16 protein-coding genes are annotated in these 24,366 nt (G+C 69.1%); 6 read left to right on the top strand and 10 right to left on the bottom strand.

Annotation, left to right across the window (positions count from 1 at the left end; all coding sequences use genetic code 11):
• Position 1 precedes the first annotated feature (1 nt).
• Positions 2 to 637: a TetR/AcrR family transcriptional regulator gene (locus ASD79_RS07425; RefSeq protein WP_056720405.1), complete on the top strand. Its 636-nt coding sequence runs from the start codon at positions 2 to 4 to the stop codon at positions 635 to 637.
• 224 nt (positions 638 to 861) lie between these two features.
• Here ASD79_RS07425 and ASD79_RS07430 read toward each other — a convergent pair whose 3' ends face one another.
• Positions 862 to 2,583 (bottom strand): PAS domain S-box protein, encoded by a 1,722-nt coding sequence (locus tag ASD79_RS07430; protein ID WP_056720406.1) that lies wholly within the window; start codon positions 2,581 to 2,583, stop codon positions 862 to 864.
• A 207-nt stretch (positions 2,584 to 2,790) separates the two neighbouring features.
• On the opposite strand from ASD79_RS07430, the gene ASD79_RS07435 reads away from it, so the two are divergent.
• A complete protein-coding gene (locus ASD79_RS07435) occupies positions 2,791 to 3,183 on the top strand; it encodes a hypothetical protein (protein WP_056720407.1) in 393 nt (130 codons plus the stop codon).
• Positions 3,184 to 3,216: 33 nt separating this feature from the next.
• The gene (locus ASD79_RS07440) at positions 3,217 to 3,648 is read left to right on the top strand and encodes a response regulator transcription factor (protein WP_056720408.1); all 432 of its coding nucleotides are present in this window, start codon (positions 3,217 to 3,219) and stop codon (positions 3,646 to 3,648) included.
• 170 nt (positions 3,649 to 3,818) lie between these two features.
• Here ASD79_RS07440 and ASD79_RS07445 read toward each other — a convergent pair whose 3' ends face one another.
• Positions 3,819 to 5,786 (bottom strand): glycoside hydrolase family 3 protein, encoded by a 1,968-nt coding sequence (locus ASD79_RS07445; RefSeq protein ID WP_056720409.1) that lies wholly within the window; start codon positions 5,784 to 5,786, stop codon positions 3,819 to 3,821.
• 83 nt (positions 5,787 to 5,869) lie between these two features.
• Positions 5,870 to 8,104 (bottom strand): TonB-dependent receptor, encoded by a 2,235-nt coding sequence (locus tag ASD79_RS07450; RefSeq protein WP_056720410.1) that lies wholly within the window; start codon positions 8,102 to 8,104, stop codon positions 5,870 to 5,872.
• A 209-nt stretch (positions 8,105 to 8,313) separates the two neighbouring features.
• On the opposite strand from ASD79_RS07450, the gene ASD79_RS07455 reads away from it, so the two are divergent.
• Positions 8,314 to 9,333 (top strand): LacI family DNA-binding transcriptional regulator, encoded by a 1,020-nt coding sequence (locus ASD79_RS07455; protein WP_056720411.1) that lies wholly within the window; start codon positions 8,314 to 8,316, stop codon positions 9,331 to 9,333.
• Positions 9,334 to 9,493: 160 nt separating this feature from the next.
• Here ASD79_RS07455 and ASD79_RS07460 read toward each other — a convergent pair whose 3' ends face one another.
• From ASD79_RS07460 to ASD79_RS07490, 7 genes are all read right to left on the bottom strand, one after another.
• Positions 9,494 to 10,507, bottom strand: coding sequence for a LacI family DNA-binding transcriptional regulator (locus ASD79_RS07460; RefSeq protein ID WP_082584838.1), 1,014 nt, complete (start codon positions 10,505 to 10,507; stop codon positions 9,494 to 9,496).
• A 115-nt stretch (positions 10,508 to 10,622) separates the two neighbouring features.
• A complete protein-coding gene (locus ASD79_RS07465) occupies positions 10,623 to 12,230 on the bottom strand; it encodes a carboxylesterase/lipase family protein (protein WP_056720413.1) in 1,608 nt (535 codons plus the stop codon).
• A 370-nt stretch (positions 12,231 to 12,600) separates the two neighbouring features.
• On the bottom strand, positions 12,601 to 13,887 hold the full coding sequence (pelA, locus tag ASD79_RS07470; RefSeq protein WP_082584839.1) for a pectate lyase: 1,287 nt from the start codon (positions 13,885 to 13,887) through the stop codon (positions 12,601 to 12,603).
• Positions 13,884 to 16,235 (bottom strand): glycoside hydrolase N-terminal domain-containing protein, encoded by a 2,352-nt coding sequence (locus ASD79_RS07475; protein WP_056720414.1) that lies wholly within the window; start codon positions 16,233 to 16,235, stop codon positions 13,884 to 13,886. The genes pelA and ASD79_RS07475 overlap by 4 nt, the downstream gene beginning before the upstream one ends.
• Before the next feature lie 120 nt (positions 16,236 to 16,355).
• Positions 16,356 to 17,219, bottom strand: a complete 864-nt coding sequence (locus ASD79_RS07480; RefSeq protein ID WP_056720415.1) for a rhamnogalacturonan acetylesterase — start codon at positions 17,217 to 17,219, stop codon at positions 16,356 to 16,358.
• A gap of 160 nt (positions 17,220 to 17,379) precedes the next feature.
• Positions 17,380 to 19,008 carry a family 43 glycosylhydrolase gene (locus ASD79_RS07485; protein ID WP_056720416.1) on the bottom strand — a complete coding sequence of 543 codons (1,629 nt, stop codon included), beginning with the start codon at positions 19,006 to 19,008 and terminating at the stop codon, positions 17,380 to 17,382.
• Positions 19,009 to 19,116: 108 nt separating this feature from the next.
• Entirely contained in the window at positions 19,117 to 22,626 is a 3,510-nt protein-coding gene (locus ASD79_RS07490) for a TonB-dependent receptor (RefSeq protein ID WP_056720417.1), read from the bottom strand.
• A gap of 330 nt (positions 22,627 to 22,956) precedes the next feature.
• Between ASD79_RS07490 and ASD79_RS07495 the strand changes: the two genes are divergently transcribed.
• Together ASD79_RS07495 and ASD79_RS24565 are read left to right on the top strand one after the other, a co-directional pair.
• Entirely contained in the window at positions 22,957 to 23,526 is a 570-nt protein-coding gene (locus ASD79_RS07495; protein WP_082584840.1) for a hypothetical protein, read from the top strand.
• Between the two features lie 4 nt (positions 23,527 to 23,530).
• Positions 23,531 to 24,340, top strand: coding sequence for a hypothetical protein (locus tag ASD79_RS24565; RefSeq protein WP_200952286.1), 810 nt, complete (start codon positions 23,531 to 23,533; stop codon positions 24,338 to 24,340).
• The last annotated feature ends 26 nt before the right edge of the window (positions 24,341 to 24,366 follow it).

The raw sequence follows: 24,366 nt of genomic DNA on the forward strand, positions 1-24,366 counted from the left end.
CGTGGCAAAGTCCGATGAGAGGGCGTCGATCGACGCCGCCGCGCCCGCGCCGAAGGCCAGGCCGCTCCGCCCGCGCAAGGGCGCCAAGCCCGGCCCCAAGCGGCGGCTTGGCGAGGAGGCGTGGTTCGAGGCCGCCCTCGAACTGCTGACCGAAGGCGGCATCCAGGAGGTGCGCGTCGACGCCCTGGCCCAGAGGCTGGGGGTGACCAAGGGCATGTTCTATGTCCGCTTCGAGTCGCGCGACGCCTTTCTCGACGGCATGCTCGACCATTGGCGCCGGCGCTCCACGATCACGCGGGTGGCCGAACTCGGCGCGGTGGACGAACCGCCGGCCGACCGCCTGCTGCGGATCTTCGCGCTGTCGCGCACCGAGCGCGCCCAGACCGGGGCCTGGATCGAGACCGCCCTGCGCGTCTGGGCCCAGCGCGACCCGCGGCCGGCCCGGGTGCTGGCGGAGATCGACCAGCTGCGGCTGATGTATGTCGAGCAGGTGCTGGTCGCCAACGGCGTGCCGCGCCCCGAGGCGACCGCGCGCGGCTTCGTGATCTATTCCTATCTGATCTGCGACACCATGCTGCCGGGCGACCGCGACGGCCTGCGCGAGCTTTGCCGAAGCTTCCTGGCGAGTGGGACCTAGGGTTCGGACGCCAGCGCCTAGTGTCCGCGCTCAATTAAACGCCTGAACTCCCAAGCGTTATCAAATCCCCTCCGGTTGTCATCCCGGCCGCAGCGAAGCGGAGAGCCGGGACCCAGGGGCCAAGCGCGGTGCGGTTGCCCTGGGTCCCGGCTCTGCGGTCCGCTACGCGGCCCTACGGCCGGGATGACAACAAAAGAGGTGGGTTCCGATGGAATCCGTCCCCGTCAGGGCGCGAAGCGCACCGGCAGGAAGGCCTCGACGCCGGTGGGCGCGAAGACGAGCCTGGGCTTGCCGCCCAGGTCCGCGGCCAGGCCGCCGTCCAGGAGGCGGGAGCCGAAGCCCTTGCGGCTGGGCGTCTGGACGGCCGGACCGTCGGTCTCCTTCCATCGCACGACACCCTGCGCGCCGTCGACCGGCTCCCAGGCGATCGTGATCTTCCCGGCGGGCGTCGAAAGCGCGCCGTACTTCACCGCGTTGGTGCCCAGTTCGTGGATGGCCAGCGCCAGGGCCAGGGCCGCGCTGGGCCCGACGCGCAGGCCGGGTCCCCGAATTTCGATCCGTTCCTGGTCCCGATCGTCGGTGAACGGACGCATGCCCTGGCGGATGATGTCGTCGATGGCCGCACCCTCCCAGCTCTCGCGGGTCAGGATGTCGTGGGCGGCCGACATCGCCAGCAGGCGGTCCACCAGCCGTTCGCGCACGTGCGCCGGCGTCTCGTCGGCCCGCAGCGTCTGCCGGGCGATCGACTGGACCGACGAAAGCGTGTTCTTCACACGGTGGTTGAGTTCGTTGATCAGCAGGCGCTGCCGCAGCTCCGCGGCCTTGATGTCGGTCAGGTCCATGGCCATGCCGATATAGCCGAGGAACTGACCGTCCCCGCCGATCCGGGGCCTGGCGCTGGCCAGCATCCATCGGTAGGCGCCGCTGTCGTTGCGAAACCGCGCCTCGAACCTGTAGGGCTGCAGCCCCGCCCTCGCCGTCACCCTCTGCGCCAGGACGCCCGGGATGTCCTCGGGGTGGATGAGGTCGATCCAGACGTCGCCGAGCAAGGCCTCGCGCTCCAGGCCGGCGAATTCAGCGAAGGCCTGGTTGGCGAAATCTATGCCGCCGACGGCGGACGTCATCCAGACGGGCGCCGGCGCCGCGTCGGCCATGGCCCGGAAGCGGGCTTCGCTTTCGCGCAGCTGCTCCTCGGCGCCCCTCCGCTCGGTGACGTCGGTGTGGACGCCGATCCACTCGCGGATCGCCCCGTCGTCCTCGAGCGCCGGCACGGCCCGGACCATGAAAATCCGCCAGACGCCGTCGTGACGACGCACGCGATGCTCGAAGATGAAGGGCCGCCGCTCGCGCACCGCCGCGTCCCAGGCCTGGACGGTGGGTTCGGCGTCGTCGGGGTGAACGGCCTTGGACCAGCCGTACCCTTGATACTCGGCCTGGGTCTGGCCGGTCAGAGCGGCCCATCCCGGCTGTTCGCCAACCATCTCGCCGGCGGCGTTGTTGGTCCACAGCACGCCTTGGACGGCGTCGATCGCCGCCCGGAACCGGGCCTCGCTCACCGCCAGCCTGGCGATCGCCTCGCGGCGTTCGGAGATATCGCGAATGAAGCCCAGGAAGATCTGGGAGGGCGGCTCGCCATAGGCCGTGATCGAAAGCTCGATCGGGAACTCCGACTGATCCCGCCGCACGGCGCTGAGCTCGAGGACGCGACCCAGAACCGCCCCCTCGCCCGTCGCCAGGAAGCGCGTCAGGCCGCGCTTGTGCGCCTCGCGCAGTTGGGGCGGCACGATGGTGTCGCCCAGCTTCCGACCCAGCACGTCCTCGCGCCGCCATCCGAAGATCCGTTCGGCGCGGACGTTCCAATCGACGATGGCCCCGCTGGCGTCCATCACCACGACGGCGTCGATCGCCGTGTTCAAGATCGGCTGAAGCGCGACAAGGTCGAACAAGGCGACTCCAACCCGTTACATGGCGAACCAGTGCTACATGACGTCGTCGCGACTGTGAACGGGTCGCCGACTAGCGCGGGGCGATCCGAAATGGGTCCGCCCCGGACCGAGTGGCCACTGCGCGACGTTGTCGCAAGGCGCTCCAGGTTTATCCGCCGTTAAGCCCGTTCTCACCTAACTCCGAGGATAGGCCGGAGATCACAGTCCATGAGCATCCACACGCAGGCGGAAGACACGCTGCAGGCCAGCGTCGCCACGACTTTCGGCGTGCTCGCCTGGGAAATGGAGCTGGCCGGTGCGCGCTGTATCTTCCTGGATTCCATCATCGGCGAGATGATGAAGAGCGTCCCGGAAGACAAGCGCGAGGCCCTGGTCGAGGGCATGCACACCGTCGACCTGCTGAGCCAGCAGTTGACCAGCCTGTCGGCCTTCGCCCGACGGATGAGCGGCACGATCGCGGACGACGTCTCGGCTTCGGTCGGCCATGCCCTGGGCGACATCACGCTGGGCGCCCTCGCCGACCGCATGTGCTCGGCCCTCGGCGGCGAGGAGCGCGGCGTCAACGATCGCGAGGAGGCGGGCGACCTTGACCTGTTCTGAGCGCTCACCCCTCCAGCCAAGGGGGCCCTGGTCATGATTCAGGACGCACGAGGCCTGAAGGTCGTCGTCGGCGACAGCGACCGGACCGTTCTGGAACTGCTGCAAATCCGGCTGGACCTGGCCGGCTACCACACCTGCGTCGCGCGCACCGGGACGGCGGTCCTGGACACCCTGAAGAATGTTCGCCCCGGCGTCATGATCATCGACCTGGGCCTGGCCGACACCAACGGGTTCGAGGTGCTGGAAGCGCTGAACCGACGGGGGGAGAAGCCGCACTACCCGATCCTGGTCATCGGCCGCAAGCTGAGCCCGGAAGACATCCAGCGCGCCGTCAAGCTCGGGGCCCGCGACTGCATGATCAAGCCGTTCAGCGGCGCCGACGTCCTGGAACGGGTGGCGCGCCTGCTGCGCCCACCGGCGCCACGCCCCGCGACGGCGGCGGGCGCTTCGTCGGTGTTCGTCTAGGGCGCGTTTGCCGTCCGTCGAAGCGCCCCATTTCACACCTCCGTTTTCCCGGCGAAGGCCGGGACCCAGATTCATCCAGAGCGGCTCGTGGGTTTCACCTGGGCCCCGGCCTTCGCCGGGGAAACGGGAGTAGGGTTGGCGATTACCCCTGTTCCAGGGGGTCCGCCCCCCTACCGACCCAGGGCGTAACCGAACGGGTAGAGCGGCTTGTCGCTGTCGTGCGGCTTGTCGGAGGCCTGCGCCTTGACCGCCGCCATCGAGGACGGCAGCTCGAACGGCAGCCGCCCCTCGGCCTTCGCCCCGCCCGCCAGGACGTTGAGCAGCACGGCGTCGCTGACCCCGAAATCGCCGATCAGCACGCTGGCGTGATCCTTGACGTTGGTCAGTATGGCCGGCCGGTCCAGGAAGACCACGACGATGGTCGGGACCTTGGCGCTGGCCTGCAGGATCGCCTGATAGTCGGGGTCGGTGTCCTTGAAGTCGAGGTCGCCCTCATGCTGCATCAGGCCGAACAGGTGGCCGGGATGCAGCAGCTGGTGTGGCGCGCCGGTGCGGATGATGGCCAGGTCGGCCTTCTCCGGGGCATCCACCACCACCAGGCCCCGCGCGGTCGCCACGCCGGCGTCGAGGCCGCGCAGATAGACCTTCCGGCCCGCCGTCATTGGCAGGATGCCGTCCCTGCGCTCGAGCATCACCAGGGACCGGGCCTGGGCTGCGTCGCCCTCGGCCTGGAAGGCCTTGGAGCCGACGATCCGCCCGGCGGCCTCGGGATCGACATAGGGGTTCTCGAACAGGCCCAGCTCGAACTTCTGGACCAGGATCCGCCGCACCGACTGGTCGAGGCGCGCCTCCTTGGCCTGGCCCGACTTGACGATCTCGACCAGCCGCTCGGCGTGCTCGGTGCCGCCGAACTGGTCGACGCCGGCGTCCAGGGCCTTGGCGAAGCGCTGGGTCTCGGTCAGGTCGTCCACGCCCCAGGGCATGCCGATCACCGGCGGCTGGCCGGGCTTCCAGTCCCCCCGGCAGGCGGCCGGGCAGTCGTTGGTGATCGCCCAGTCGGAGACGATCACGCCGTCGAAGCCGTATTGGCCGCGCAGCAGATCGGTCAGCAGGTACTTGTTGAACCCAGCCCCGACCTGCTCCACCGGCTTGCCGTCCAGGGTCAGGTCCTGGAGGATCGAATAGGTCGGCATCATGCCGGCCGCCTTGGCCGCGAAGGCGCCTTCGAACGGCTTGACGTGATAGGCGAAGTTGCCGGTCGGGAAGCTGGCGTAGCGGCCATAGGGGTTGTGGCTGTCCCAGCCTTCCTTGGCCGCGCCGTAGCCGACCCAGTGCTTGACCACGGCGATGACGCTGTCCTGGGTGAGGCCGCCCTCGCCCGCCTGGAAGCCGGCCACATAGGCTCGCACCATGCGCGAGGCGAGGTCGGCGTCCTCGCCGAAGGTGCCGGTGATCCGCGACCAGCGCGGCTCGGTGGCCAGGTCGGCCTGCGGCGACAGGGCCATGTGGATGCCGGTCGCGCGATACTCCTGGCGGGCGACCTCGCCGAACCGGCGCATCAGGGCCTGGTCGCCGATCGCCGCGAAGCCCAGGCTCTCGGGCCACTTGGAAAAGCCGCCCGCGGCGACCCCGGCCCCGGCCGTGTGCTGGAAGTGGTTGCGCGGGTCGGTGCTGATGGTCAGCGGCACGCCCAGCCGGGTCTGCTCGGCCACGGCCTGCAACCGGTTGTTCTGCGTGGCGATGCCGTCGCCCGAACCGCTCAAGCGGGTGATGAAGCTGGTCACCCGCTTGTCGTTGATCAGCTTGGCGGCGCCGTCGATGTCGTAGGTCTGGCCCGACCCGAAGGGGTTCTTCGGCGCCGGCGCGGTGCCGTGCATCATCGTCCCGGCCTTCTCCTCCAGCGTCATGCGGCCGACCAGGTCGGCGGCCCGGGCCTGGGGCGTCAGTCGCCAGTCCTCGTAGGGCTGCAGCTTGCCGTCGCGGTCGAGGTCCTTGAAGGTCAGCCCGTCGACCCGGATCAGGGGCGCGGAACGGACCCCCAGCTTCGGCTGTTCCGCCGCCCAGGCCGGAGCCGCCGTGATCAACGCCAGCGCCACGGCGACGCTCCAAGCCTGTCGTCCCATGCGGACCTCACTCATGTCTGATCTTCTTCTCGTTCCGCTCGAGGCGAACGGCGGGATGGTCAGGCGGCCCCCGGCGTTGGGGACCGCCTGGTCTCGGGTTAGAACTTGGCCGAAAGCTGCACGCCGTAGAGGCGGGGCGGCGCATAGACGCCGGAGCCCCCGAGGCGGTTGGCGTTCTGGGCGTCCGGGGCGGCCTGGACCAGCACCGCCTCGTCCTCGAGGTTGCGGCCGTAGGCCATCAGGCTCCAGGCCCCGCCGGGCGCCTCGTAGGTCACCATCAGGTCGGTCTTGGTGTAGGAATCCTGTCGGGTGACCGCGAAGTTGCGGTAGTCGAGGTTCTTGGCGCTTTCGTAGTGGGTCTGGATCCGCACGCTCAGCTGGCCGTCATTGGAAAAGCGCCAGCTGTGCTGGTAGCCCAGGTTGAAGGTCCATTCCGGCGACTTGGCCAGGGTCAGGCCCGAATAGTCAGCCCGCCCCGGCGAGAACGAGTCGCCCGTCGCCAGCACGAAATCGTCGTATCGGGCATGCAGATAGGACAGCGAGCCGTCGAGGCGGTCGTTCTCGGTGATCAGCAACAGTCCTTCGACTTCCCCACCGTAGAGCGTCGCCTTGGGAGCGTTGACCGTCACGGTCGAGGCCTGGCCGGCGACCACGCCGATCGCGCTCACCTGGAAGTCCTTGTAATCATAGTAGAAGGCCGACAGGTTCAGTTGAGCGCGGTTGTCGAGGAAGCGGTTCTTGACGCCCATCTCGTAGGCGGTCAGGCGTTCGGGGTCGTACTTGTTGTTGGCCGGCGGCAGGCCGTCGCCATAGCCGCCCGCCTTGTAGCCGGTGGCGGTCGAGGCATAGAGCAGCGAGGTCGGCGTCAGGTCGAACTCGACTCCCACCTTGTAGTCCTCGGACTTCCAGGTGAAGTCGGCCAGGTTGGCGTAGAGCAGGCATCCTGACGGCGAGCCGGCGACTGGCCCGGTGATCCCGCCCGGCCGGGTGCAGACCCCGCTGGGGTCCAGTCCGATGTAGGTTCCGCCGGCCCGGCCCTTGTGGTCGCGGGTGTAGCGCAGGCCGACCGTGCCGCGCAGCCGGTCGCTGAAGCTGTAGGTCCCCTGGGCGAAGGCGGCCTTGGAGTCGGCGTAGGTGTCGGGCTGGACGAAGGCCACCGCCGGATAGAAGTTGGCGTAGACGTCGTTCTTCTCGTCGAAATAATAGAGCCCGCCGACCCACTTGAACGCGCCGACAGCGTTGCCCAGGCGCAGTTCGTGCGTCTGCTGGCGCTCGTCGGAGTCGAAATAGGTCGTGTTGCAGCCGAGCGGGATCGTCGGCTCGCAGCGGTTCGACGGCCGGGTCGTGCCGAACGTATAGTTGCGCTGGGCGCCCGCGAGCGTGTGGACGATATCCTTGCGGACCGATCCCAGATAGGTCAGCACCCCGAACGGCAGCTTCCAGTCGGCCTGGGCGGCGAAGCCGTAGTTCTTCTGGAGGCTGTGGCCCTTGACGGAGATCGCGGAGGCATAGGGGTCGCCGCCAGCCGAGTACTGACCCAGTGGCGTGGACGCCGAACCGTTGCGGTCGTTGCGGAAATAGTCGCCGCTCAGCAGCAGCGTGAAGTTGTCGGTCGGCTCGAACAGCACGTGCAGGCGCATGGCCAGCGCGTCCTCGTCGTTGTAGTCATTGGCCGGCGCGTTGTCGGTGTAGCCGTCGCGCTTGGAGATCTGGAAGGCCCCGCGCGCCTTCACCTTGTCCGAGATCGGCACGTTCAGCGCCCCGCTGGCGCGGACCAGCGAGAAGTTGCCCAACTCGACCTCGGCCGTCGCTTCGCGCGCGTCGGTCGGCTTCTTGGTGATGACGTTCAGGCTGCCGGCCGTGGCGTTGCGGCCGTACAGCGTGCCCTGCGGTCCACGCAGCACCTCAACGCGGTCCAGGTCGAAGAACAGGCCGGCCGCCGAGCGCGGGCGGGCCATGTAGACCCCGTCGACATTGAAGGCCACCGCCGGGTCGCCGACCTCGGTGTTGTTGGTGCTGCCGATGCCGCGCACCGAGATCTCCACTGATCCTCCGACCGTGCCGATCTGGATACCCGGCGTCACCGTGGTCAGGTCGGTCGCCGTGCGCACGCCCTGCCTCTGGAGCTGGTCGGCCGACAATGCGGTGATGGCCAGCGCCGTGCGCTGGGCGGTCTGCTCGCGCCGTTCGGCGGTGACCACGACTTCCTCGATCTCGATCGAAGAGCCGGTCGCCCCGGCCGGAGCCGAGGGCGTCGATTGCGCCTGGGCCAGGCCCGCGAAAATCAAAACCGAGACAGCCGCGCTCGCGGCCAGAATTGCCCGTGTCGACATCGTTTCCTCCCCTGCGTGGCCGAGTCGCGCCCGGCCATCTGCTTTGTTCTTGGGTCCGCCCGGCGTATCGCGCCGGGTCGGCCTCTCAAGGGAAAACGAATACGATAACGTTGTCAATTCGAATATGACAACGTTATCGGTCCCTAGAAGCTCTGGTTGTGCGAACCTATTGTCACTAGACCTCGAAGGCGCGCCCGCGGGAGTTTGGCTTGAACCGTTCACCGACGATCAAAGACGTCGCCAGCAAGGCGCAGGTCTCCTTCAAGACGGTGTCGCGGGTGCTGAACGGCGAACCGCATGTCCGCGAATCGGTCCGCGATCGGGTCCTGACCGCCGCCAACGCCCTGGGCTACCGCCCCAACATCGCCGCCCGCGGCCTGACCGGCGCGCCGTCGCGGCTGATCGGCCTGCTCTACGACACCGCCAACTACGGCTTCGTCACCGAGGCGGAGATCGGCGCCCTGCTCCGCTGCCGCGAGGCCGGCTATCACCTCGCCATCGAGCCGGTGGACGCGCGGGACGACGTCGGCCAGCAGATCGAGCACATCCTCTCGAGCCTGCGGCTGGACGGCCTGATCCTGACCCCGCCGCTCTCCGACGATCCCACCGTGATCGCCACGCTGGAGCGGCTCAAGGTGCGCCATGTGCGGGTCGCGCCCCACGCCGATCGCGACCGCTCGCCCTGCGTCTTCATCGACGACGCCGAGGCCGCTTTCGCGCTCACCGGCTATCTGCTGGCGCTGGGCCACGCGGCGATCGGCTTCGTCGAGGGGCCGCCGGGACACGCCGCCGCCGGTCCGCGCCTGGCGGGCTTCCGGCGGGCGATGGACGAGGCCGGCCTCGACCCCTCGCCGGACCATGTCGTCCCGGGCGATTTCACCTTCGAGTCCGGCATTCTGGCCGGTCGCCGGCTGCTGACGCGCGACGACCGCCCCACCGCGATCTTCGCCGCCAACGACAGGATGGCGCTGGGCGTCACGGCCGCGGCGCGGGAACTGGGCCTAGGCATCCCGGACGCGGTCTCGGTGGCCGGTTTCGACGACACCTGGGCGGCGCGGAGGAGTTGGCTGCCGCTGACCACGGTCCGCCAACCGATCGAGGAGATGTGCGCGACCGCCACCGACATGCTGATCGCCGCCACCGCGGGCGAAACGCCGGAGCCCGCGGCTCGCGGCTTCGATTTCCAGGTCATGCCCCGCGAGTCGACGGCGCCGCCCAAGGGCGCCTAGGACCTCGGCGGTTTGTTATCGAAGCGAGCCAATCCAACCCCGCTTTCCCGGCGAAGGCCGGGACCCAGATTCATCTGGAACGGCTCGTGGGTTTCACCTGGGCCCCGGCCTTCGCCGGGGAGACGGAGATAGGTCAATGATTCGAAGCCCGACCTAAAGCCTAGGACCTCGGCGCCCCGATGGTGTCGCGGAGCATCAGGTCGAAATCCAGCCGCCGGTGTTCGACGCGCCGGGTTCCGGCCTCGGCCTGGGCGATGACCAGCTCGGCGGCCGCCCCCGCCATGGCGAAGACGGGCTGGCGCACCGTGGTCAAGGCTGGCCATGCCAGCCGCGAGAGCTCGCTGTCGTCGAAGCCGGCGACCGAGAGATCTCCGGGCACGGACAGGCCCAGCCGGTAGGCCACGGCCATGACGGCCAGCGCGATCTCGTCGTTGAACGCGAAGATGGCGCTGGGCCGATCCGGGCTGGTCAGCAAGGCCACGACCTCGGTCTCGTCGCCGTCGAAGACGCCCTCGCCGTCGCGCACCAGCCGGGTGTCGACCGCCAGCCCGCGCTCCTGGAGCGCGCGGCGATAGCCTTCCAGCCGCCAGACGGAGGCGGCGTGGTCGAGCGGTCCGGTGAAGAAGCCTATCCGCCGGTGACCAAGGTCAAGCAGCGCCGCCGTCATCCTTCGAGCGGCCTCGGCGTCGTCCATCGAGATCGACGACGCCCGCTCAGGCTCGGTCAGCGGCGCCATCCGGACATAGGGGGTTTCCGACCGGTCCAGCACGTCCAGCACCGCCTGGTCGTCGGTGATCGGCGGCAGCAGCAGGAAGCCGTCCGGCCGCAGCGAGGCCACCGCGCCCGCCACCCCGCCGGCCGTGGCGTCCGCGCCCGTTTCATAGGGCAGCACCACCAGATGGTAGCCCTTGGCGCGACAGGACTCGATCGCGCCGTGCTGGAACTCCGCCACATAGGCCGGGATCATCTCCGGGATCACCAGGCAGATCAGGAACGACCGCGAACCCGGAAGGCCGCGCGCGAAGGTGTTGCGCCGGAAGTCGAGCGCCTCGATGGCGTCCTGCACCTTGGCGCGGGCCTGGGCGCTGACGTGGCGCTCGCCGTTCAGCACCCGCGACACCGTCATCACCGACAGGCCGGCTCGGGCGGCCACGTCCTTGATCGTCGTCGTCACGCGCGAACGTCCTCCTCCCGCCGGCCAGGCGGGCGCGGCGGTTCTCGGACGCAGATATAGCGCGGATTCGAAAAAGGAAGCGGCCTCGTCCCGGAAGGTACGAGGCCGCGCCCTCCTAGGGCTTGGCGCTATCGGCCACCTGCTGTGTCAGGTCCAGCCGCGCCTTCCACGGATCGGCCTTGGCCGAGACCCCGTCATTGGCGAAGTCGAGGATCTGGTCGCCGGCCGCGTCGTAGACCGGCCAGGTCGGCAAGCCGGCCCCGTTCGGGTCGCCGGTCTTGGCGAAGGCGACCCAGTAGCTGTTGGTCAGCCGCGCCATCTGGGCGTCGGCCGGCGTCAGGGCCGCGCCGTACTTGGCCTTGACCGTGTCGAACACGTACGGGATTTCGGTGGCGTGCGGCGCGCCCGGCCATTCCTTGCGCATGGACTCGGCCACATAGGAGAAGCGGAAGGCGTAGACCGGCCGCTTGTCCGCCGCCCAGGCCCTGGCCATGAACCGCGCCGGCTCGACCATCATCCTGTCGCTGGCGGTCAGGGTTCCGATCGCCCGCAGGTCGCCGGTCCCCTTGGGGTCATAGGCGGCCTGCGCCGCCGCTCGCCGCTCGGGCCCGAACGGGGCGTAGACCTCGTCCAGGCTGCGGGCGAAGGAGAAGCCGATGTCCATGCTGTTGGCGCCGACCATCAGCGGCACATTGGCCCCGCCGCCGGCCCGGTAGATCGTCGCGGGCTCATCGACCACGATCTGGCCGTCGGTCATCGGCCCGGCATAGGTCGGATTGCCGAACATGCTCATCATGTTCAGGCCGTCGACCACCTTGTCGGCGGGCAAGGCGCGCAGGGCCGCCAAGGCCGCGGCGTCTTCGCCCGAGACCCCGGCCTTCTGGGCGAAGGCCAGCCCGACCTCCTCGCCGGACGCCGGTCCGCCCGGGGCCTGGCCACTGACCTTGCGACCCGGCGTTATGGAGCCGCGCCCGCCGCCGGACTCGATGATCGCCTTGTGGAACAGGCCCTTGGCGGCCGGCGAGGTCAGCAGGGTGTGGATGGAGAAGCCGCCGGCCGACTCGCCGACGATCGTGACGTTGGCCGGGTCGCCCCCAAAGGCGGCGATGTTGCGCTGCACCCATTTCAGGGCCGCGATCTGATCCATGAACCCGTAGTTGCCCAGCGGCCCCTTGGGGTTCTCCTTGGTCAGGGCCGGGTGGGCGAAGAAGCCGAAGCGGCCGACCCGGTAGTTGAAGCTGACAAAGACCACGCCCTGCTTGGCGAACTGGTCGCCGGCATAGACCTCCGGAGAGGACCCGCCGTTGACGAAGCCGCCGCCATAGATCCAGACCATCACCGGCCGCTTGGCCGCGGCCGGCGCCGTCGGGCGCCAGACGTTCATCACCAGGCAGTCCTCGGCCGGCTCCGTGCCCAGCGGCGCGGCGTCGCTGGGGAACGGCTTCTGGGCGCAGTCATGACCGTACTGGGTCGCCGCGCGCACGCCGCTCCAGGCCGCGGCCGGAGCCGGGGCCCGCCAGCGCAGGTCGCCGACCGGCGGCGCGGCGAAGGGCACGCCCTTGAACGCCTCGACCCCGTCCTTGACCACACCCTGCAGCCGCCCGCTGTCGATCTTGACCACGCCCGCCGGCGCGTCGGCCGCCCGGGCCGGCGCGCCGGCCAAGCCCATGGCCAGGGCCGCGACCAGGACGCTGGTCCGGCCGATTGCTGACTTGCCCGTCATTGATTTCCTCCCAGCGGCCTGACGCCGCATTTTGTTATGGTTTCTCATGGCTTCGGCAAGGTCGCGGCGATGCGCGCCGTGGTCGAACGCCCGGTAGCGCGCGACATTGAGCGCACACTGATAACGTTGTCAATTCGACTCGACGTGGGTGGCTCGGCGCGTTGGAGCTGTCGTTGCGGAACCTGAAGATCGCTTGAAGGCCGTGGACAGTAGGCGTTCCAGCCTGTTTTCGGCCAGCGCTGTGCGTCCTTCGAGGCTTCGCTACGCTACGCACCTCAGGATGAGGAAAGCAGGCAAAACGCTCCTCATCCTGAGGCGCGAGCCGAAGGCGAAGCCTCGAAGGACGCACAGCGCTGGCCGAAAACAACCTTCAACGCCTACTGTCCACGGAACCTAAGGGATGCGTCGCGGCCCACCGGTGGTAGGCTTCGGCGACCTTCAAGGGCGCGGTGTTGAACCAGGCATAGCCGTTGCGGCGTTCCAGGCTCAGGTCGTTGACGTCGTCATGGACCGACCTGTCGCGATCGCCATAGACCGGCTTGCCGCTGGCGATGTCGTAGTAGCGGGCCCACAGCGGACCCGCCCCGGGCTGGGCGACGAGGCGACGTCCCAGGACCGGATCGACCGGTGTCCAGGCGACGTCGCGGAGGGCCGCGCCGGACAGCCATTGGTCGCCGCCCCGGATCGCGGCGGCGACCCCGGGAGACGGGTCGGGCAGGCTCATCAGATAGATCAGGATGTCCGCGCTTTCGGCGGTGGCCAGCGCACCCGGCTCGAAGTTGCGGGCCCCGACCGGCCCCAGGGTCAGGGCGTCGTGCTGCTGGGACCAGATCGTCCGACGGCCGTCGACGACCACCTGGGTCGCCAGGATACAGGCCACGGCGCGATCCTTCGCGGCGGCGGCCCGCGCCCGGAGTTCAGCCGGAACGAAGGCGTAGTCGCCCTGCCCGGCCGCGACCGTCTCCAGGAGCCTGACGGCCGCGACCATCGCGCCGTCGTTATAGGTCACGGCGTCATGGTAGCCGCCCTGTAGGGGCCAGACCTGCGGCCAGCCGCCGTTGGGGTACTGGGCCTCCAGCAGGTATTCGACGCCGCGCAGCAGGCTGGCGCGATAGGCCTTGCCGTCGGTCTCGGAGGCCTGGCCGGCGACGCGGGCCAGGAACCGCAGTTCGGTCACCGTCGCGTCGTTGTCCAGCGTGCCGACATAGCCCTCGCCGTGGGACACATAGGCTTGGCCAGGTTGGCGGAGCGCGCCGGCCCGGGACTGGTTCTTGCCCCAGCCGCCGGCCGGGGTCTGGAAGCTGACGATCACGTCGGCGACGTGGCGGGCCTCGGTCGTCCCGTACCAGGCCGCCTCGCGATCCAGCGGCATGGACTTGGCTCCACCGCTCTCGATGGGCGGCGACGGCGCGGGTTTGCCGCCGCGTTCGGCGACCAGCGCATCCTCGTCGGCCTTCATCCGCGAAAGAGACCGCTTGAGGTAGTCCCGCCAGGCGCCTTGCGCGGGCGCGGGCAGCGTGGCGATCCGCTCGGCGGTCAGCGGCTGGGCGGGCACGACCTCGCCCACCACGCCCGCCCGGGCGGTCGCGTGAACGGCCAGGGATAGGGCGACGGCCAGGACCGCGCGGCGCGCCAGGGATACGGTCATCGCGGTCATGCCTTTCTCAGCACGCCGTCGCGCGCCGTCAGCCGAACGCGCTGGCCCGCCTTCAGGTCCAGGTCGATCGCGCCGCCGGCATAGCGGACATGGTGGCGGCCGTCGGCGGCGGCGGTGAGCACCGCCGACTCCAGCCGGCCCCGCGCCCAGACCACGTCGACCCCGACCGCCCCCCGGGCCCGCAGGCCGGTCAGCCGTCCGGTCGGCCAGGCCGAGGGCAAGGCGGGCAGCAGCAGGATCTCGTCGTTGCGGCTCTGCAGGATCATCTCGGTCATTCCCGAGGTCCCGCCGAAATTGCCGTCGATCTGGAACGGCGGATGAGCGTCGAACATGTTGGGATAGGTGCGCTCGGGACCCAGCAGCAGGCCGAGAATGCCGTGCGCGTGATCCCCCTCCCCCAGCCGCGCCCACAGGTTCAGCCGCCAGGCGATGGCCCAGCCGGTCGACAGGTCGCCCCGGATCTCGAGGGACCTGCGCGCCGCCGCCGCCAGGGCGGGCGTCTTGTCGACGGCGATCTGGTCGCTGGGGAACAGGCCGTACAGGTGCGAGACGTGCCGGTGGTGGATCTCCTTGGCGTCGGCGTCCCAGTCGTCCTGCCATTCCTGAAGTTGGCCGTCCTTGCCGATCTTGTAGGGCGCCAGCCGGTCGCGGGCGACGGTCAGCAGAGCGGCCAGGGTCGCATCGGTCCCAAGGATCGCGGCGGCGGCGATGCAGTTGGAGAACAGGTCGCGGAGGATGGCCTGGTCCATGGTCGGTCCGGCGGCCAGCGACCCGCCGTGGCCGTGGTCGTTCTCCGGCGAGCTCGACGGACTGGTGACCACCTTTCCGGTCCTGGGGTCGCGCACCAAGGTGTCAAGGAAGAACAGCGCCGCGCCCTTCATCAGGGGATAGACGTCGGCCAGATAGGCCCGGTCGCGACTGTAGTCGTAATGGTCCCACAGGTGCTTGCAGAGCCAGGCCCCGCCCGTGGGCCAGACGCCGGCCTTGACGTTGTCGATCGGGGCGGTGGCGCGCCACAGGTCGGTGTTGTGATGGGTGACCCAGCCGCGCGCGCCGTACATCGCCTGGGCCGTGCGGGCCCCGGTGACCGACAGGTCGCGAACCATCTCGACCAGGGGCGCGACGCACTCGGCCAGGCCGGTCGGCTCGGCCGGCCAGTAGTTCATCTCGGTGTTGATGTTGATGGTGTACTTGCCGCCCCAGGGCGGCGAGGTCTTGTCGTTCCACAGGCCCTGCAGGTTGGCCGGCTGGCCGCCCGGCCGCGAGCAGGCGATCAGCAGGTAGCGGCCGTACTGGTAGTAGAGGGCGGCCAGGGCCGGATCGTCGGTGGTCGGCGAGGCCTTGATCCGTTCGTCGGTCGGCTTGAGCGCGGCCGAGGTCGTCCCGAAGTCGACGGCGACGCGGCGGAACAGCTTGCGGTGATCGGCCTGGTGGCGAGCCAGCAGGTCTCGCCAAGGCTTGGCCGACGCCGCCGCGACCACCGCGCGGTTGTCCGCGGCCGGATCGCCGCCGACATCGTCGAACCGGCGATAGCTGGTGGCCGAGGCGATCAGCAGCAACACCTCGTCGGCGCCGCGCACGGCCAGGCCCGCGCCGTCGGCCACGACCGTCCCGCCCTTGTTGAGCACCCGCACTCGGCACTCGAACTTCAGCGCCGCCTCGACGCCGTTCTGGGCCTCGTTGGTCCCGACCAGAACCAGGGTGTCGGCGCCCTCGACGCTGGCCGTCGGCGCGGACTTCAGCGGGCTGGCGAACGACAGGTCCAGCGACAGGGCCTTGGCCCGGTCGGCGATCAGGCGCACGGCGATCACCCGGTCCGGCGCGCTGGCGATCACCTGGCGGGTGAAGCGCGTTCCGCCGGCCGAGAACCGGGTCGTGGCGATCGCCCCGTCCAGGTCGAGGTCGCGCTCGTAGTCGGCCGCCGTCTCCGGCAGGCCCGGGAAGGCCAGGCGCAGGTCGCCGATCGTCTGGTAGGACATCTGGCGCCGGGGCGTGGCCAGGAAGCGGGCGTCGGCGACCTCGGCGGCCTTGGCGTAGTCGCCGGCCGCGATCAGGCCGCGGATTTCCGGCAGGGCGGCCCGGGCCAGCGGATTGACCGGGTCATAGGGTCCGCCGGCCCACAGGGTGTCGTCGTTGAGCTGCAAGCGTTCCTGGGCGACGCCGCCGAACACCATCGCGCCGCTGCGTCCCGTCCCGACCGGCAGGGCCTCGACCCACGCCTTGGCCGGCTGGCGATACCACAGCCGGTGAAGCGACGCGGCCGGCGCGGCGACGCCCGTCCGCGAGGTCCCCAGGGCGGTCGCGCCGGCGGTCAGGGCTCCGAGCGTGGTTCTACGCGTCACGGTCATGTTCGAGGCCTCTCCGGCTAGAGCATTTTCAAGCGAAGTGGACTCCGGTTCGCGTGAAGAAAATGCGCCAAAACAGAAACCTGTAGCCCCGGCCTGGTGCAATCAGGTCGGGGCTACAGGTCAGGGGATCAGGTAGCGTCGCAGGGTTGGCGCAGCCTTGGCCAGGTCATTGGCGACCAGCACCGAGAAATAGTCCGCACCCGCCTCGCCCAGGTGCGTGTAGTCGAACGCCAGCTTGGCCTGGCCCATGGGCTCGACGGCGGCGTTGTTCTGGGGTTGGGCGGGCGCCGAGGTTCCGGTCGGGGCCGGGGCCGGGACCGGGTTGGCGGCGATCGTCGTCCCCGTCCGGGCGGCAGCCAGGACCTCGGGCGACGGCGGCCGCTGGGCGAACCGCGTGGCCTCGGCGGCCCCCATCGCCTGCACGGCCGCGAAGCTGTCGGCGTGCAGATCGACCAGCGGCGCGCCGGTCTCGGCGGCGACCTCGCGCACGGCCAGGGCCCAGGGGCCCAGGTCGTCGATCAGCTTGCCGTCCTTGAACTGGCGACGGGTCAGGGGCGTGACCAGCACCGGCTTGCCGCCGGCCGCCCTCACCTCCTCGACATAGCGCTTCATGTTGGCCGGGAACTCGGTGGCCAGGTCGGTCGAGCGGCCCGGCTTGCCCGGCTGGTCGTTGTGGCCGAACTGGATCAGCACATAGGTGTCCATGAACCCGCCCGAGCCGATCTCGCGCAGCGCCAGGGCCCAGGAGCCCTCGGCCCGGTAGTTGCCGCTGCTGCGGCCGCCGCGCGCCAGGTTGATGCAGGCGGCGAACGAGGTGACGTGCTTGCCGCAGAAGCTGGGTCCCCAGCCGCCCTGCACGGCGGTGGTCGAGTCGCCAACCAGCACGATCTTCACCGCCTTGAAGGTCGGCGGTTCGGCGGGAGCCTGGGCGGCGGCCGGGGTCGCCAGAAGCGCGGCGGCGAGGAGCAGGGCTTTGAACTTCATGTTCGGCGATCTCCAATCATCACAAAAAAGCCGCTGTCATCCCGGGCGAAGCGAAGCGAAGACCCGGGACCGACGCGTGAACGCACACGCTTCCGGCGGTCCCGGATCGGCGCGCTGCGCGCTTGTCCGGGATGACAGCCGAGGGAATGGAGGCAAGCCGCTACGCCAGCGCCCGATACTTGAAGTTCCGGAACCGCGCCGAGCCCTTGCCCGCCGCGTAGAGCCCCGGTTTCAGCATCAGGAAGCCGCCGCGCACATTGTGGTGGTAGCCCGAGACCTCCATGCCCCGGTCGAAGCGCTTCCAGGTCTGGCCGCCGTCCCCGCTGGTGTGGAAGCTGACGATGTGGCGGTTGTTGCGCAGCCGCATCAGCATCTTCGCCCCATGCGGATTGGCCGGCCGGCCGCGTTCGATGCCGTACTGGTGGGTGACGAAGTTCTTGGCGTCGAAGCCCAGGCCGCAATAGAGCTGGCGGTCGTAGAACAGGATCAGGCCGGCCCGGGTGTCGGGGTCGATGTCGATCTCGCACTCGATCTCATAGGCCTGGTCGCCGGCCACGAAGATCAGCGGCGCGCCGGTCGACGGCGCCTCGCCCGCGCCCTTCAGGGTCAGCAGGCCGCCGGCCCGCGACATCCGCGCCTGCTCGCCCGGCTTTGGGTCGAAGAAGTTCCACTGCACGCCGTACTTGTCGGTCGAGAAGTCGTCCGACAACGCCATGCCGTGCGGCCCAGCCTTGCCGCCCTTGGGTTTGGGCAACGGCTTCGACAAGTCGCCGCCGCCGACCTCGAACCAGCCGTCCTTGGTCCAGGTCACCGGGGCCAGCAGGGTCTGGCGGCCCAGGGTGTAGAAGCCGTTCTCGTAGCCGTGATAGACGGTCCACCAGTCGCCCGCCGGGCCCTCGACCAGGGTGGCGTGGCCGCGCGACCACCACTTCTCGGAATTGTTCGTCGTACGCACGACCGGGTTCTTCGGGTCGTCCTCCCACGGCCCGGCCAGCGACTTGGATCGCGCGACGATGACCATGTGGCCGGTCGGCGGGCCGGCCGTGCCGCCCACCGCGGTGACCAGGTAGTACCAGTCGCCGCGCTTCATCACCTTGGGCCCCTCGGGCGAGAAGCCCTCGACGTCCCAGTCCTCCGGATAATGCCACGGGTCGTAGACGTGCTCGGGCTTGCCGACCGTCGACAGGCCGTCGGGGGCCAGCTGGATGCGGTCGCCGCCCGACAGGAACAGCCAGCGCACGCCGTGCTCGTCGACCATGTGGCCGGGGTCGATGTAGCGGGGCAGCTTCAGGTCGATCGGCTCGGACCACGGGCCCTCGATCCTGTCGGCCCAGATCACGTAGCTGGTGTTGTTGTCGGGGTACTTGGCCGGGATGTAGATGTAGTAGCGGCCCTTGTGCTTGCAGATCTCGGGCGCCCAGACCGAACCGATGTTGGTCTTCAGCGAGGCCACGACCGGGGTCCAGTTGACCAGGTCGGTCGAGCGCCAGATCACCAGGCCCGGATAGGCGTCGAACGACGAGTGGGTCATGTAGTAGACTTCGCCGTCCTTGAGGATCGACGGGTCGGGGCGGTCGCCGGCCAGGACCGGATTGAGGAACGTCCCATCGCCCAGGTCGGCCTTGCGCTGGCCCTCGATCCCCTTGGCCCATTCGGAGCCGCCCGCGTCGGGCGCGGCCGGCGATGCGGCCAGGCCGGTCGCCCCCGAAGAGGACGAGGTCGCCGCAGCGGCGACGGCGGCGCCGGTGAACAGCGACCCCAGGGCCAATCGACGAGTGGGATGGGGCATCGGGAACTCCAGAACTATTGACGCGAAAGCAACTATGGACGCTCGAAAAGAGATGGGCGACGCCAGGGGACAAATCCCGACGCCGCCCGAGTGCTCCCGGGGGAGGGGCTAGAAGACCATCCGCATGCCGACGAAGACCTGCCGGCCGGTGGAGCCGTACTGGGTGACCACCGGGTCTTCGGCGTAGCCGAAGCGGTTGGTGGTCTGGTTGGTCAGGTTCAGGGCCTCGACGTTCAGCGACACGTTCTTGGTGAACTTGTAGGAGGCCGAGAAGTCGACATTGGTCGTCGCCTTGCTGCCGACGAAGTCGTTGACCAGCGGCGAGTCGCAGAAGCCCGGATCGCAGGTGCCCGAGGCGATCGGATAGGTCGTGTAGTACTTGGCGCGATAGGCGGTGGAGACCCGCGCCGACCATTTGCCGGTGTCGTAATAGACCGTGAAGTTGAAGGCGTCCGGCGAGGCGCCGGTGAACGGACCCGGGGCCACGATCAGGGCCCGGGCCGGCGTGGTGACGACGCCGGCGGCGTTCTTCACGGCGGGCGCGCCCGGATCGATGATGTATTTCAGCTCGGATTCCAGGTGGGTGTAGTTGGCCTGAACGCCCAGCTTGTCGAGGAACCACGGCAGGAAGGTCAGGTTCTGCTGGTAGCTGAGCTCGACGCCGCGGATGTAGCCGCCGGGCGCGTCGCGGAACTGGCGGATGTTGAACGCATTGTTGGCGTCGATATAGGCCAGCGAATTGACGTTGGTCTGCGACGCCCGCAGCTCGGCGATGGCCGCGGAGTCGAGGATCGAGGTCAGCGGCCCCGCGCCGATGACGGTCTGCGGGAAGCTGCTGATGTCCTTGTCGAACACCGCCACCGAGAACAGGGCGCCCTGGGTGAAGTACCACTCGAAGCTCAGGTCGTAATTGATCGCCCGGAACGGCGCCAGCTTGGGGTTGCCCAGGGTGATCCCACCGCCGTCGCTGACGCCGGCGGTGGTCGGCACCGAGAAGGCGGTGATCGACGGGGCCAGGTTGCCCAGCAGGGGCCGCGCCATGACCTTGGCCGCGCCGAAGCGGACCATCATGGTGTCGGAGACCTCATAGGCCAGGTTCAGGGCCGGCAGGATGTCGTGGTACTTGTTGGTCGCCGACACCGCCCGCGAAGTGTTGGTCAAGCCGTTGGCCTCGACCTCGGTCTGGGCGTAGCGGATGCCGAAGTTGCCGCGCAGGGTGCGGTCGAAGACCTCGGCGTTGCCGTCGAACTGCACGTAGGCGCCGGTGTCGGTCTCGTCGACCGAATAGGTTTCCGAGGCGTTGGTCTGGTACGAGGTGCGCCAGTCGCCCCACTTGTTGATGCAGTTGCAGTCGAAGTCGAGCAGGTCCAGGAACTTCTGGTTGTCCGGCGCGATGAAGCTGGTTGGCGTGCCGGTGGGGACGTCCAGCCCCTTGCCCCAGCTGATGATACGGCTGGTCGCCGCGACCGAGCTGTTGGCCTCCTTGAGGCTGGGATTGATCGTTTCGGTCCCGGTGCGGCGGTACTGGGTGGTCTCGAAGCTGTACTTGCGCTGGTTGAAGCCGACCTTGACCGTCAGGTTGTCGTCGGCCTCGTAGGACAGGTCGAACTTGCCGCCTTCGTAGTGGTTGTCGGCCACCCGCTTGAAGACCCGCACGGCCGAATAGCCTTTGACGAAGTCCCAGTTGGCCGGATTGGCGGTGTCGAAGCCGAAGTTCAGCAACGGCATCTCGCCATCGCCGCGCGCGTCGTAGATCAGGTAGTCGTTGCCGGCCACGCCCTTGCCGGAGTCCAGGCGGTTGTACTCCGTCAGCAGTCCGGTGCTCTTGTTGACCGAACGCGACCGGCCATAGAGGGCGACCACCTTCAGGCGATCGCTGAACTCGTGCTCGATGTTGATCGAGCCCTGCTGGAAGAAGGTCGTGTAGGTCTGCTGGTCGTCGGCCGAGCGGACGTCGATATTGCCCAGCTTCAGATAGTCGGCGTTCTGGCCACCGGGGCTGAGGGCGGCGTCGATCAGATAGGTGCTGTTGCGGCCGATCAGGGCGTTGCGGTAGCTCATGCCCAGCGGGTCGTAGCCGGGCTGGCCGGGGGCGATGTAACCCACCGAGCTCGGGCTGTTGTAATAGTCGTAGGGCTCGAGGTTGTTGGGGTTGAAGCTGGCGACCGTGCCCGCGACCGGGGTGGTTCCGTTCAGCGACTGCCCGCAGTCGATGCCGCCCAGGATCGGCGTGGCGTCGCGCTGCACGCAGGTGTCGTAGAAGCCGCGGCGCGTGGCCGGGGTCGTGGCCGCCGTGGCGGTCTGATAGCCGACCGCGGCGCCGCGACGGTTGAGGCCGACAGTGCTGATCTGGAAGTTCTGCGAGTCGTTGTAGAAGCGCGAATAGACGCCGTCGACGCTGACCGTCGTGCGGTCGGTCGGCCGCCATTGCAGCGAGGCGTTCATGCCCAGGCGGTCCTGCTCCAGCTGCTGCTGGTTGAGGGTGGCCAGGGCCGGGATGCGGATCAGCGAACCGGGGGCGGTGGTGGTGGTGACGTTGGTGAACGCGCCGGTCGGATTGCCGTTGGCGTCCAGCACCGGGGTGCGGACGGTGGTCAGGGTCTGGCCGATCGGGTTGTTGATCAGGGCGTAGGCTGCGGGGTTGGAGCCGATCATCGCCGCGCAGGCGCCCAGGTTGGTGACGTTCAGGCCGGGGACCAGGCCGTTGACCCCGCCGGTGACGCCGTTGCAGACGGTGCCTATCGGCGCCGCGAAGCCCATGCGGTTCAGGGTCGAGACCGAAGGGTTGGCCGCGCTCGCGGTCGGGTTCGGCGTCGTGTTGAACGGCGACTGCCGGTAGGTGTAGTCCGAAACGCCGGGGTTGCGCAGATAGCTGTCGGTGGTCTGCTTGCGCTTGTTGTAGGCCAGCGAGAACAGGGCCCCGAACTGGCCCCAGTTGGTGTCCCAGCGGTCCGAGACCAGGGCCGCCACGCGCGGGCTGTGATGGCCGCCGTTCTCGTAATAGGCGTCTTGCAGCGACAGGGCCAGGCGACGGCCCTTGAAGTTGAGGGGCCGGCCGGTGATCAGGTCGACGGTGGCGCCCAGCGAGCCCTCGTCGGTCTCGGCCGACTGGGTCTTGCGCACCTGCAGAGAGCTGAACAGCTCCGAGGCGAAGACGCTGAAATCGAAGCCGCGGCTGCGGTTGGGGCTGGTGCCCGAGTCGTTGGAGCCGGCGGTCGACAGCGCCTCCAGGCCGTTCAGCCGCACGCGGGTGAAGTCGCTGCCCAGGCCGCGCACGGTGATGGTGCGACCTTCGCCGTTGTCGCGGTCGATCGAGACGCCCGGCAGGCGCTGCAGCGACTCGGCCAGGTTGGCGTCGGGAAAGTCGGCGATGTCCTCGGCGTTGATGGCGTCGATCATCACGTTGGAGCGCCGCTTGAGGTTCAGGGCGCTTTCCAGCGCGGCGCGGTAGCCGGTGACCACCACCTCCTCGACGGCGGCGGCGTCGTTCGGGGCCGGCGTGGTGGTCTGGGCCTGGGTCGCGTTGGCTGAAAGGGCCAGGGTTCCGGCCGCCGCCAGGGCGATCCAGGAGGCCTGGCGCAGCAACGCGCAGGCGTGCGAAATCTTCCTCTGAGTCATGTCTTTTCCTCCCCATTTGTCTCGGTTGGCGGTTCGAAGGCCGCCATTGGCCCGGCGTTATGTCACCGGTGTCATCACCATAAACACGTCGTTACGTGAACGAAAAGAAGAAAGTTAGCGGTATCAGTTTTGCGCCATCCAAAGGACGCATTCGCGTGGCCATCACCGGACGTTCCCGCCTTGTGAGCAAGGCGATCGCGAGACCCGGCGGCCTCGACCCATGCGGGAAGACGTCCCCTCTTCCGCCGACCGTCGCGAAATGCTCCACAGGTCCTGACGGCGAATTCCGGATTCGCGGCAACGCTTCGAGCCCGAGCGAGTTCTAGGCCCATGATCAAGACGGTGACCGCCGGCCTGCTGGCCCAGACCCTGGCGATGACGATGGCGATGACGATGACGGGGCCGCTCGCGGCGATGGCGCGCGAGGACGAGGACTTCGATCCCGCCACCGTCGACCTGGCCAAGCTGGTCGAATGCCAGACCTACGACGTGCCCAGCTACAACGGCTTCGCCTTCTGGCTGGCCGGCGAGGACGGCGCGGCCGCCCGCGCGCATCTGGGCCTGACCGAGGTGAAGTCGGCCAACTTCCTGCTCAAGGAATACCGCCTGGCCGCGCCGATCACGGTGTTCGGCCGCACGACCCGCCGCGTCGCCTTCAACAGTTCCGGTCCGCTGGCCATTCTCGACGAGGCCGACCCGCATCCCCTGGCCAAGCAGCTGGAGATCGTCCCGGCGATCGACGTGCCGGGCAAGTTCCTCGGCGACCGGCTGATCGCCGAGACCACCGAGAAGGTCGGCGACAGCACTTTCGCCACGCGGATCACCCTGAACGTCTCGACCGTCACCTCGCACCCCGGCCAGGTCCTGGCCGGCTGCAGCTACCGTCTCGAAGTGGAATAGGCCGATGCCCCGCCAACGCCTCACGATCCCGCTGCTGTCGCTGGCCCTGTTGACGGTCGCCGCGGCGGCCCACGCCCAGGACTTCTACATCGGCACGGTCAAGATCGAGGGCGACCAGGTCGTGCTGACCCGCTGCGACCTGGTCGAGAACCGCTACGTGCTCAAGGACGGCGCGCCGGAAGAGCCCGTGGCCGCCCTGGCGGCGCGCCTGGCGACCCTGAAGGCGCCCGTCTATGCCGAGGTGATCGGCGAATACGAGGAGGACGGCGACGGCAACGCCCTGCGGGTCATCGACATCCAGAAGGTCCAGGCCGGCAAGAGCTGCCATCTGCTCGACGTGCCCCCCGCGCCTGGAGGTGGCGAGATTCTGGTCGAGCCTCCTCCGGCGCCCTCGCCGCCAAACGCCGACACGTTCAGCGAGCGGAGGTATGCGGTGCTCGGCGCGGCGCTGGTTCCGCCGCGCGACTACGCCAAGGGCCCCCAGCGTCCCGACCCGGCCGACTACGACGCGAACACCTCGGGGATCATCTACGACGTGGCCTTCGCGGGCCTCGCCGACGGCCAGGTGCGGTTCGAGGTGCGCGGCTATTCGGGCGACGACTACGTCAATCCGGCCAGCGGCCAGACCCTGGATTTTCCGGAGGCGCTGAAGGTCGTCAACGTCCGCGACCTGGCCATCCAGATCGACGAGATCACGCCCGACATGATCACCTACCGCGTCAAGATCGAGCCCGAGGAACCCACCGCGCTTCCGTCCTGCCCGCCGGACGGCTGCCAGCCGGAGCCCGACGACCCGAACGCCCCGCCCCGCTGATCACGGCGGGAGCTGAGCCCTAGGAA

Origin of the sequence: Caulobacter sp. Root655, from assembly GCF_001427665.1 — a bacterium.
Lineage (GTDB): Bacteria > Pseudomonadota > Alphaproteobacteria > Caulobacterales > Caulobacteraceae > Caulobacter.

Coding starts and splice junctions, on each gene's coding strand:
- ASD79_RS07480 (WP_056720415.1), bottom strand. CDS start 17,219: ATGAAGTTCAAAGCCCTGCTCCTCGCCGCCGCGCTTCTGGCGACCCCG.
- ASD79_RS07445 (WP_056720409.1), bottom strand. CDS start 5,786: ATGAGTGAGGTCCGCATGGGACGACAGGCTTGGAGCGTCGCCGTGGCG.
- ASD79_RS07485 (WP_056720416.1), bottom strand. CDS start 19,008: ATGCCCCATCCCACTCGTCGATTGGCCCTGGGGTCGCTGTTCACCGGC.
- ASD79_RS07475 (WP_056720414.1), bottom strand. CDS start 16,235: ATGACCGTGACGCGTAGAACCACGCTCGGAGCCCTGACCGCCGGCGCG.
- ASD79_RS24565 (WP_200952286.1), top strand. CDS start 23,531: ATGCCCCGCCAACGCCTCACGATCCCGCTGCTGTCGCTGGCCCTGTTG.
- ASD79_RS07465 (WP_056720413.1), bottom strand. CDS start 12,230: ATGACGGGCAAGTCAGCAATCGGCCGGACCAGCGTCCTGGTCGCGGCC.
- ASD79_RS07490 (WP_056720417.1), bottom strand. CDS start 22,626: ATGACTCAGAGGAAGATTTCGCACGCCTGCGCGTTGCTGCGCCAGGCC.
- ASD79_RS07495 (WP_082584840.1), top strand. CDS start 22,957: ATGATCAAGACGGTGACCGCCGGCCTGCTGGCCCAGACCCTGGCGATG.
- ASD79_RS07440 (WP_056720408.1), top strand. CDS start 3,217: ATGATTCAGGACGCACGAGGCCTGAAGGTCGTCGTCGGCGACAGCGAC.
- pelA (WP_082584839.1), bottom strand. CDS start 13,887: ATGACCGCGATGACCGTATCCCTGGCGCGCCGCGCGGTCCTGGCCGTC.
- ASD79_RS07450 (WP_056720410.1), bottom strand. CDS start 8,104: ATGTCGACACGGGCAATTCTGGCCGCGAGCGCGGCTGTCTCGGTTTTG.
- ASD79_RS07435 (WP_056720407.1), top strand. CDS start 2,791: ATGAGCATCCACACGCAGGCGGAAGACACGCTGCAGGCCAGCGTCGCC.